This is a genomic window from Isoptericola sp. NPDC055881 (assembly GCF_053615895.1).
In genome coordinates this window covers 1-10,097 of record NZ_JBSHCR010000043.1, presented here as the reverse complement: position 1 = coordinate 10,097, position 10,097 = coordinate 1, and the positions used below count along the sequence as shown (strand labels likewise).

The 10,097-nt window shown below is 72.6% G+C and carries 8 protein-coding genes; 1 reads left to right on the top strand and 7 read right to left on the bottom strand.

Features of this window, described 5'->3' with window-relative positions:
- Nucleotides 1–28: 28 nt before the first annotated feature.
- The gene (gene ilvD / locus ACWGKI_RS13730; protein WP_452187687.1) at nt 29–1,891 is read right to left on the bottom strand and encodes a dihydroxy-acid dehydratase; all 1,863 of its coding nucleotides are present in this window, start codon (nt 1,889–1,891) and stop codon (nt 29–31) included.
- Between the two features lie 112 nt (nt 1,892–2,003).
- A complete protein-coding gene (locus tag ACWGKI_RS13725; RefSeq protein ID WP_380243153.1) occupies nt 2,004–3,527 on the bottom strand; it encodes a peptide MFS transporter in 1,524 nt (507 codons plus the stop codon).
- Between the two features lie 105 nt (nt 3,528–3,632).
- Here ACWGKI_RS13725 and ACWGKI_RS13720 point away from each other — a divergent pair, with 105 nt between their 5' ends.
- Nucleotides 3,633–4,994, top strand: a complete 1,362-nt coding sequence (locus ACWGKI_RS13720) for a cryptochrome/photolyase family protein (RefSeq protein ID WP_452187721.1) — start codon at nt 3,633–3,635, stop codon at nt 4,992–4,994.
- Nucleotides 4,995–5,029: 35 nt separating this feature from the next.
- Here ACWGKI_RS13720 and ACWGKI_RS13715 read toward each other — a convergent pair whose 3' ends face one another.
- From ACWGKI_RS13715 to gatC, 5 genes are all read right to left on the bottom strand, one after another.
- A complete protein-coding gene (locus ACWGKI_RS13715) occupies nt 5,030–5,869 on the bottom strand; it encodes a bifunctional allantoicase/(S)-ureidoglycine aminohydrolase (RefSeq protein ID WP_452187685.1) in 840 nt (279 codons plus the stop codon).
- A 211-nt stretch (nt 5,870–6,080) separates the two neighbouring features.
- Complete coding sequence (locus tag ACWGKI_RS13710) at nt 6,081–6,668, bottom strand: GNAT family N-acetyltransferase (protein ID WP_380245490.1); 588 nt, start codon at nt 6,666–6,668, stop codon at nt 6,081–6,083.
- The gene (gatB, locus tag ACWGKI_RS13705) at nt 6,668–8,173 is read right to left on the bottom strand and encodes an Asp-tRNA(Asn)/Glu-tRNA(Gln) amidotransferase subunit GatB (protein WP_380245489.1); all 1,506 of its coding nucleotides are present in this window, start codon (nt 8,171–8,173) and stop codon (nt 6,668–6,670) included. Before gatB ends, ACWGKI_RS13710 begins: the two co-directional genes overlap by 1 nt.
- 22 nt (nt 8,174–8,195) lie before the next feature.
- Nucleotides 8,196–9,701, bottom strand: coding sequence for an Asp-tRNA(Asn)/Glu-tRNA(Gln) amidotransferase subunit GatA (gene gatA / locus ACWGKI_RS13700; RefSeq protein ID WP_380245488.1), 1,506 nt, complete (start codon nt 9,699–9,701; stop codon nt 8,196–8,198).
- A gap of 1 nt (nt 9,702) precedes the next feature.
- Nucleotides 9,703–9,999, bottom strand: a complete 297-nt coding sequence (gene gatC / locus ACWGKI_RS13695; RefSeq protein ID WP_380245487.1) for an Asp-tRNA(Asn)/Glu-tRNA(Gln) amidotransferase subunit GatC — start codon at nt 9,997–9,999, stop codon at nt 9,703–9,705.
- Nucleotides 10,000–10,097: the final 98 nt, after the last annotated feature.

The following is a 10,097-nucleotide window of genomic DNA, read 5'->3' as shown; positions in this document are numbered from 1 at the left end:
GCGCCGGTCAGGTCAGCGCCCGGTCAGGTCAGCGCCGGGTGATGAGCGAGACGTCGCGCACGGCGCCGCGGTCGGCGGACGTCGCCATCGCCGCGTAGGCCTGGAGCGCCGGGGACACGTAGCGGTCGCGGTTCTCGGGCTGCCACGGGTTCTCCCGGGCCTCCATCTTGGCGCGCCGCTCCGCGAGCACCTCGTCCGACACGTGCAGGCGGATCAGGCGGGTGTCGACGTCGATCTCGATCTCGTCGCCGTCCTCGACCAGGCCGATGACGCCGCCGGCGGCAGCCTCGGGCGAGACGTGCCCCACCGAGATGCCGCTCGACCCGCCGGAGAACCGGCCGTCGGTGATGAGCGCGCACACCTTGCCCAGCCCGCGGCCCTTGATGAACGACGTCGGGTAGAGCATCTCCTGCATGCCCGGGCCGCCGGACGGGCCTTCGTACCGCACCACCACGACATGACCCGGCTTCACCTGCTTGGTGAGGATCTTCTCGACGGCGTCCTCCTGCGACTCGCAGACGAGCGCGGTGCCGACGAAGTGGAAGACGTCGGGGTCGACGCCCGCCGTCTTGAACACGGCGCCGTCCTCGGCGAGGTTGCCGCGCAGCACCGCCAGGCCGCCCTCCACGGTGTACGCGTGCTCGAGGTCGCGGATGCACCCGTCGGCCGCGTCCGTGTCGAGGCTCTCCCACACGTTCGACGTCGAGAACGCCTGCGTGGTGCGCACCCCGCCGGGGGCGGCGTGGAACAGCTCGACGGCCTGGGCCGTGGCCTTGCCGCCGCGGACGTCCCAGTCGTCCAGCCAGCCGCGCAGCGTGGGCGAGTGCACGGAGGTGACGTCGTGGTCGAGCAGCCCGGCGCGGTCCAGCTCCCCGAGCAGGGCGGGGATGCCGCCGGCGCGGTGCACGTCCTCCATGTGGAAGCTCGGGTGGTTCGGCGCGACCTTGCTCAGGCACGGCACCCGGCGGCTGATCGTCTCGATGTCGGACAGGTCGAAGTCGACCTCGCCCTCCTGCGCCGCGGCCAGGATGTGCAGCACCGTGTTGGTGGACCCGCCCATCGCCACGTCGAGGGTCATCGCGTTGGAGAACGCCGCCTTGGTCGCGATCGACCGGGGGGCCGCGGAGTCGTCCTCGTCGTCGTAGTAGCGCCTGGCCAGGTCGACGATGGTGCGGCCGGCCTCGAGGAACAGCTCCTTGCGGGCGCTGTGCGTGGCCAGCGTGGAGCCGTTGCCCGGCAGCGACAGGCCCAGCGCCTCGGTGAGGCAGTTCATCGAGTTCGCGGTGAACATGCCGGAGCACGAGCCGCACGTGGGGCAGGCGTTCTCCTCGACCTGGGCGAGGGCGCTGTCGGACACGTTGTCGTCGGCCGAGTAGTTGATCGCGTTGATGAGGTTGAGCGGGGTCTTCGCGACACCGTCGGCCACGATCGCCTTGCCGGCCTCCATCGGGCCGCCCGACACGAAGATCACCGGGATGTTGAGCCGCAGCGCCGCGTTGAGCATGCCCGGCGTGATCTTGTCGCAGTTGGAGATGCACACGAGGGCGTCGGCGCAGTGCGCGTTGACCATGTACTCGACCGAGTCGGCGATCAGGTCGCGGCTGGGCAGCGAGTAGAGCATGCCGCCGTGGCCCATCGCGATGCCGTCGTCGACGGCGATCGTGTTGAACTCCTTGGCCACGCCGCCGGCTTCCTGGATCGCGGAGGCGACGAGGTCGCCCATGTCCTTGAGGTGGACGTGGCCCGGGACGAACTGCGTGTACGAGTTCGCGATCGCGACGATCGGTTTGCCGAAGTCCTCCGCGCCCATGCCGGTCGCGCGCCACAGCGCGCGGGCACCGGCCATGTTGCGGCCGTGGGTGGACGTCCGAGAGCGCAGGGGGCGGCTCATGTCAGCTCCTTCGACGAGTGGTGCCGCGCGTCGCTGACGACGCGCACGAGCACGCTACGCCCGCCGTCCCGGATCGCGGGCGAGATGTCCGCCCAGTGGTCGATCGGCCTGCTCAGGAGGCTCCGGCGCTGTGGGTGCGCTCGAGCTCGTCCGCGTGGCGGATGTGCCGCGTGACCCACGGGGCGAGCAGCAGCAGGAGCCCCGCGAACACCAGCGCCACGATGCCGATCCCCCCGAAGTACTGCGTGTCGGACACGCCCTCGGTCGCCTCGATGGTCTGCGCGGTGATCGCCTGGCCGGCGGCCGACGACAGGAACCACAGCGCCATCGCCTGCCCGCGGAACGCCCGCGGCGCGAGCAGCGTGGTGGCGGCGATGCCGACCGGCGACAGGCACAGCTCGCCGAGCGTCTGGATGACGTAGACGCCCATGAGGACCCACGGCGGCGCGAGCTCGTCCGCGAAGACCTCCGACATCCCCGCGAGGAACAGGAACGACAGCGCCGCGAGGGTCAGGCCCATGACGAACTTGTAGGCCGTGGGCGGCCGGTCACCCGTCTTCGTCCAGATCCACGCGAACACGGGTGCCAGGATGATGATCGTCGCAGGGTTGACCGACTGGAAGAACGCCGGGGACAGGTCGATGCCGAACAGCTGCAGCTCGGTCCGGTCGGCGGCGAACTGCGTCAGCGTGGTGGCCGCCTGCTCGAAGATCATCCAGAACAGCATCGCGGCGACAAACAGCGGCACGTAGGCGAGCACCCGTGGGCGCTCGGCGTCCGTCACGCGCTTCGAGCGGTACATGACCGTGAGCAGCACGATCGGCGTCGCCAGCGCGAGGTAGGACACCGCGTCGATGAACGTCTCCGTGCTCCACCCGCCGGCGATCAGCACCGCCACCACGGTCGCGAGGACGATGGCGCCCACCACGATCAGGCCGAGACGCACGACCGCCGGCCGGTCCTCCCGGGTGATCGGGTTCGGCACGTCCGTGCCGGCCTTGCCGAGGTACTTGTAGCCGGCCACGAAGAAGACCAGCGCGATCGCCATGCCGATCGCGGCCACCGAGAAGCCCGCGTGGTAGCCCCACGCGCGCTGCACGGAGCCCACGATGAACGGCGAGAAGAACGACCCCAGGTTGATCCCCATGTAGAAGATCGAGAACGCCGGGTCGCGACGCGGGTCGTCGCGCGAGTACAGCTCGCCGACCATCGAGGACACGTTCGGCTTGAGCAGGCCGGTGCCGAACGCGACGAGGCCGATGCCGAGCATCGAGAAGCCGTACGTCGGGACGGTGAGCGACAGGTGGCCGGCGGCGATGATGATGCCGCCGTACAGCACGGAGCGGCGGGCCCCGACCACCCGGTCCGCCAGCCAGCCGCCGACGACGGACAGCAGGTAGACCGACGTGCCGTAGATGGAGACGAACGCGGCGCCCGTCGTCGCGTCCATCCCGAGGCCGCCGTTCGCGACCGTGTCGGTCAGGTACAGCAGCAGGATGGCCCGCATGCCGTAGTAGCTGAACCGCTCCCAGGCCTCGGTGGTGGCGAGCGTCATCAGGCCGCGCGGGTGGCCGAAGAAGGCACGGTCCCCCTCGTGCTCAGGGTGCGGCGTCGATGGCGCGGCCTGGTCCGTCATACGGAAACTGTGGCACCGGCCGCGGACGACGGCGACCGCAGCGGCACACCTCGGGCGCCCTCCTCCGCGGCACGCCCGTACGGTGGTGGGGTGCCTGCGACCGTGATGTGGTTCCGCCGCGACCTGCGGCTCTCCGACAACCCGGCCCTCCTCGCCGCGGTCGAGCGAGCCCGCGCCGGCGACGGCGAGGTCGTCGGGCTGTACGTGCTGGACGACGCCCTGTGGCGGCGCGCCGGCGCCAACCGGCTCGCCTACCTCGTGAGCTCCCTGTCCGCCCTGGGCGAGGCGTGCGGGGGGCGGCTGGTCGTGCGACGCGGAGACCCGCGCACGGTCGTCCCGGACGTCGTGCGGGCCGTGGGCGCGCAGGAGGTGCACGTCGCCGCCAGCCACGAGCCGCGGGGCCGGTCGCGCGACGACGACGTGGAGGCGCGGCTCGCGGCGGCCGGCGTCGCCCTCGTGCGCACCGGCTCGGCCTACGCCGTCTCCCCCGGGCGCCTGCGCACCGGCGGGGGCACGCCGTACCAGGTCTTCACACCGTTCCGTGCGGCGTGGCTCGACCACGGGTGGCGCGCCCCGGCGACCCGGCCGCGGGAGATCCCCTGGGCGGAGCTGCCGTCCGACGACCTGCCCGCGGCGCCGCCCACCGAGGCGGCGCTCCCGCGTGCGGGCGAGGAGGCCGCACGCCGTCGCTGGCACGACTTCGTCCGCGACGGCCTGGCCGGGTACGCCACGGACCGCGACCGCCCCGACCTGGACGGCACGTCAGCCATGTCCGTGCACCTGCGCTGGGGCGAGGTGCACCCGCGCACCCTGCTCGCCGACCTCTCGACGGCGGCCCAGGACGGCGTGCCGGGCGACGCCGTCACCACCTTCCGCTCGGAGCTGGCGTGGCGCGAGTTCCACGCCGACGTGCTGCACCACCGTCCGGACGCCCGGACCCGGTCGCTGCGCGCCGTGGTGCCCGAGGACGCGTGGGCCGACGGCGCCGCCGCCGACGACGCGTTCGACGCCTGGGCGGCGGGGCGCACCGGCTACCCGCTCGTCGACGCCGGGATGCGGCAGCTGCTCGCCACGGGGTGGATGCACAACCGGGTGCGGATGGTGGTCGCGTCGTTCCTCGTCAAGGACCTGCACGTGCGCTGGCAGCGCGGCGCGGCACACTTCATGGCGCACCTGGTGGACGGGGACGTCTCCCAGAACCAGCTCAACTGGCAGTGGGTGGCGGGCACCGGCCACGACGCCGCCCCCTACTTCCGCGTCTTCAACCCCGTCACCCAGGGCAAGAAGTTCGACCCCGACGGGGTCTACGTGCGGCGCTGGGTCCCGGAGCTGCGCGACGTCGCGGGGCGCGCAGTGCACGAGCCGTGGCGGCTCGCCACGCCGCCCGCCGGCTACCCCGCGCCTCTGGTCGACCACGCGCACGAGCGGCGCGTCGCGCTCGACGACTTCGAGCGCGCGCGCCGCTGAGGCGTCGCGGGGATGCCGGGCCGACGTCGGGACCGTCAGCGGCGGTCGAGCCGGACCTGGCGGTTGACGTCCTTGTAGAGCAGGTAGCGGAACGGCTTCGGGCCGCCGGCGTAGCAGGCCTGCGGGCAGAAGGCGCGCAGCCACATGAAGTCGCCCTCCTGCACCTCGACCCAGTCGCCGTTGAGGCGGTAGACGGCCTTGCCCTCCAGCACGTACAGGCCGTGCTCCATGATGTGCGTCTCCGCGAAGGGGATGGACCCGCCGGGCTGGAACGTCACGATGTTGACGTGCATGTCGTGCGCGAGGTCGTCGGGGTCGACGAAGCGCGTCGTGGCCCAGGCGCCGTCCGTGTCGGGCATCGGGCGCGGCTCGACGTCCTGCTCGCGCGTGACGAAGGTCGTCGCCTCGTGGCCGTCGACGCGCTCGTAGACCTTGCGGACCCACTGGAACGCGGCCTTCGCCTCCGAGCGGTTGTGCAGCGACCAGGCGTCGCCGGCCGCGAGGTAGGCGTAGCCGCCCGGCTCGAGGACGTGCTCGGTGCCCCCGACGGTCAGGACGAGCGTGCCCTCGGTGACGAAGACGACCGACTGCACCGTCGTCTCGACCTCGCCGCGGTCGGCCCCGCCGCCGGGCGAGACCTCGACGACGTACTGCGCGAACGTCGTCGCGAACCCCTCGACCGGGCGCGCGAGCACCCACACCCGCGTCTTCTCCCAGCCGGGCAGGTTCGAGGTGACGATGTCCCGGAGCACCCCGCGGGGGATGACGGTGTACGCCTCGGTGACGATCGCCCGGTCGGTCAGCAGCTCCTCCTGTCCGGGCAGCCCACCCTGCGGGGTGTAGTAGCGGGTGGTCTGCGTCCCTGGCGATGTCATCGTCGCTCCTCGCTCGGCGGCCCGGCACCCTCGCCGTCTTCCGCTCATCGGAATTGAGATTCTGCTGTGCGACATTAGCCAGCGCGGGTGTGGTCGGTCAAGTCCCCGCCCACGCGTCGCGACCCCATCCTGCGCCGCACACGACGACGCCGGCACCCGCTGGTGCGGGTGCCGGCGTCGCGGCATTGAACGGGTCGTGACGGGGTCGGCCTCAGTCCGTGCCTGCCCCGGCGCGGAACTCGTCGTCGAGGATGCTCATGACGATGGCGTCCGCCCAGCCCTGCCCGTCCCGGAAGGCGTCGCGCAGACGGCCCTCCTCGCGGAACCCGAGCGAGTCGTACAGGGCTCGCGCCCGCGGGTTGATGCTCGTCACGGCCAGGCTCACCCGGTGCAGGCCCAGGCCTTCGCCGGGCGCCGTGAACGCGAAGCGCAGCACCTCCCCGATGGCCTCGCGCCCGTACCCGCGCCCCCGGTAGTCCGGCATCATCCGCAGCCGCAGGTTGGCCGACATGAGGTGCAGGTCCACCTGGTCCAGGGAGATCTCGCCCAGGAGGTCGTCGCTGACGAGCTCACCGTCCCGCACGGCCGCCGAGGTGACCGCCCAGTCGTACCGGCCGGCCAGGTCCGCGGCGCTCGCCGCCCACGCGCTCACCTCGGCGCGGGACGAGGAACCGTCGGTGCCCATCCCGGTCAGGCGCCCGTTGTCGGGGTCGCGCAGCGACGCCCACAGCCGGTCGGCGTCGCGCGCCTCGAGCGGACGCAGCCGCACGAGCTCCCCGTGCAGGACGGGCGACCGCATCAGCCGATCCTCTCCAGCACGAGCTCGCGCACGCGCTTGGCGTCCGCCTGCCCCCGCGTCGCCTTCATCACGGCGCCGATGATCGCCCCGACCGGGCCCTGGTTGCCGCCGCGGACCTTCTCCACGACGTCGGGCTGGGCCGCCAGCGCCTCGTCGATGGCCGTGAGCAGGGCGCCGTCGTCGGAGACGACCTCCAGCCCGCGGGCCACCACGACCTGCTCGGGACCACCCTCGCCCGCGAGCACGCCGTCGAGCACCTGCCGGGCGATCTTGTCGTTGATGCGGCCGGCGTCGACGAGCTGCTGGAGCTCGCCGATCTGGGCGGGCGTGATGGCGAGGTCCGCGAGCTCGACCTCGTCCTGCTTGGCGCGGCGGGCCAGCTCGCCCATCCACCACTTGCGTGCGGCGGCAGGCGTCGCACCCGCGGCCACGGTCGACTCGACGAGGTCGAGCGCGCCCGCGTTGACGACGTCGCGCATCTCCGCGTCGGCGAAGCCCCACTCGTCGTGCAGGCGCCGGCGGCGGGCCTGCGGCAGCTCGGGCAGGGTCGCGCGGATCTCCTCGACCCACGCGCGCGAGGGCGCGACCGGCACCAGGTCGGGCTCCGGGAAGTAGCGGTAGTCCTCGGCGTCGGACTTCACGCGGCCGGGCGACGTCGAGCCGTCCTCCTCGTGGAAGTGCCGCGTCTCCTGGATCACCGTCTCGCCGGCGTCGAGGATCGCGGCCTGGCGCGAGACCTCGTAGCGCACGGCGCGCTCGACGGAGCGGAACGAGTTGACGTTCTTCGTCTCCGTGCGCGTGCCGAGCGGGGACTCGGGCGTCGGGCGCAGGGACAGGTTGACGTCGGCGCGGACGTTGCCGCGCTCCATGCGCGCCTCGGAGACGCCGAGCACGCGGAAGATGTCGCGCAGCGCCTGCACGTACGCGCGCGCCACCTCTGGCGCCCGCTCCCCCGCGCCGGTGATCGGCCTGGTGACGATCTCCACCAGCGGCACGCCGGCCCGGTTGTAGTCGACCAGCGAGTACTCGGCGCCGTGGATGCGGCCCGCGGAACCGCCGACGTGCGTGTTCTTGCCGGCGTCCTCCTCCATGTGGGCGCGCTCGATCTCGACACGGTGCACCGTGCCGTCCTCGAGCTCGACGTCGAGCCAGCCGTCGAACGCGATCGGCTCGTCGTACTGCGACGTCTGGAAGTTCTTCGGCACGTCCGGGTAGAAGTAGTTCTTCCGGGCGAAGCGGCACGTCTCGGCGATCTGGCAGTTGAGCGCCAGGCCGATGCGGATCGCGTACTCGACGGCGGTGCCGTTGACGACGGGCAGCGCGCCCGGCAGGCCGAGCGACACCGGCGTGGTCTGCGTGTTCGGCTCCGCGCCGAACGACTGCTCCGCCGCGCAGAACATCTTGGTGCGGGTGCCGAGCTCGACGTGCACCTCGATGCCGAGCACCGGGTCGTACCGGCGCACGGCGTCGTCGTAGGCGACGAGAGCAGGGGTCGTGGTGGTCACAGTGGTGTTCTCCTGTTCTCCGTCAGCCCAGCTCGGGCGCGCGCGTCAGCAGCGGGGCGCCCCAGGTGGACTCGAGGGCCGACTCGAGCGCGGCGCCGACGCGGTAGAGGCGGTCGTCCGCCTTCGCCGGTGCGAGGATCTGGAACCCGACGGGCAGGCCGTCGTCGGACAGGCCGTTCGGCACCGAGATGCCCGGCACGCCGGCGAGGTTGGCCGGGATGGTCGCGACGTCGTTGAGGTACATCGCCAGCGGGTCGTCCAGCTTCTCCCCCAGCTTGAACGCCGTGGTGGGCGCCGTGGGCGAGACCAGCACGTCGGCCTGCGCGAACGCCGCCGCGAAGTCGCGCTGGATGAGGGTGCGGACCTTCTGCGCGCTGCCGTAGTAGGCGTCGTAGTAGCCCGCCGACAGGGCGTAGGTGCCGAGGATGATCCGTCGCTTGACCTCGTCGCCGAACCCGGCCCCGCGGGTCGCGGCCATGACACGCTCGGCCGTCAGGGGGCCGTCGGTCGGCTCGACCCGCAGGCCGAAGCGCATGCCGTCGAACTTCGCGAGGTTGCTCGACGCCTCGGCCGGGAGGATGAGGTAGTACGCGGCGAGCGCGTACTCGAAGTGCGGGCAGGAGACCTCGACGACCTCGGCACCCGCCTTGGTGAGCAGCTCGAGCGACTCGTGGAAGCGGGCGAGCACGCCGGGCTGGTAGCCCTCGCCCTGCAGCTGCGTCACGACGCCCACGCGCAGCCCGGACAGGTCGCCCAGCGCGCCCTGGCGGGCGGCGTCGACGAGCGGCGGCAGCGCCTCGGGGATCGACGTGGAGTCGCGCGGGTCGTGCCCGCCGATCAGCTCGTGCAGCAGCGCGGAGTCGAGCACCGTGCGGGTGACGGGGCCGGCCTGGTCCAGGGACGAGGCGAGCGCGATGAGCCCGTAGCGGGACACGCCGCCGTAGGTGGGCTTGACGCCGACGGTGCCGGTGACGGCGCCCGGCTGGCGGATCGAGCCGCCCGTGTCGGTGCCGATCGCCAGGGGCGCCTCGAACGCGGCCACGGCGGCCGCCGAGCCACCGCCCGAGCCGCCGGGGATGCGGTCGAGGTCCCACGGGTTGTGCGTGTTGCCGAACGCGGAGTGCTCGGTGGAGGAGCCCATCGCGAACTCGTCCATGTTGGTCTTGCCGAGGATCGGCAGGCCGGCGGCCCGGATCTTCTCGACGAGGGTCGCGTCGTACGGCGGGATCCAGCCCTCGAGGATCTTCGAGCCGGCCGTCGACGGCATGCCCTTCGTGACCACGACGTCCTTGACGGCGATCGGCACACCGGCCAGCGGGTGCAGGTCCTCGCCGGCGGCGCGGCGCGCGTCGACGTCGGCGGCCGTGGCCAGGGCGTCCTCGTCGTTCACGTGCAGGAACGCGTGGACGTCGCCGTCGACGGCCGCGATGCGGTCCAGGTGCGCGCGGGTGGCCTCGACGCTGGAGACCTCCTTGGTGGCCAGGACGTCGGCGAGCTGGGCAGCGCTGAGGCGCGTCAGGTCCGTCATCTCACTCCTCCCCGAGGATCTGCGGGACGGCGAAGCGCCCGTCCTGGGCGTCCGGCGCGGCAGCCAGCACGTCCGCCACGGGCAGCGCGGGCTGCGGCACGTCCTCGCGGAACACGTTCGTCATGGGCAGCGGGTGGCTCGTCGCGGGGACGTCGGGGGTCGCGACCTCGCGCACGCGGGCGATGGAGTCGACGATGACGTCGAGCTCGCCGGCGAGCCGGTCGACCTCGTCGTCGCGCAGGTCGATCCGGGCCAGGGCGGCGACGCGCGCGACCTCGTCTCGGGAGATGGTGGACATGGCCGCCAGTCTAGTGGGCGGCGCATGTCGGGGACGTTGTGATCTCGTGACGGCTCCCATGACGAGGCGGCCGCCACCACGTCCTGTCGACGTGGTGG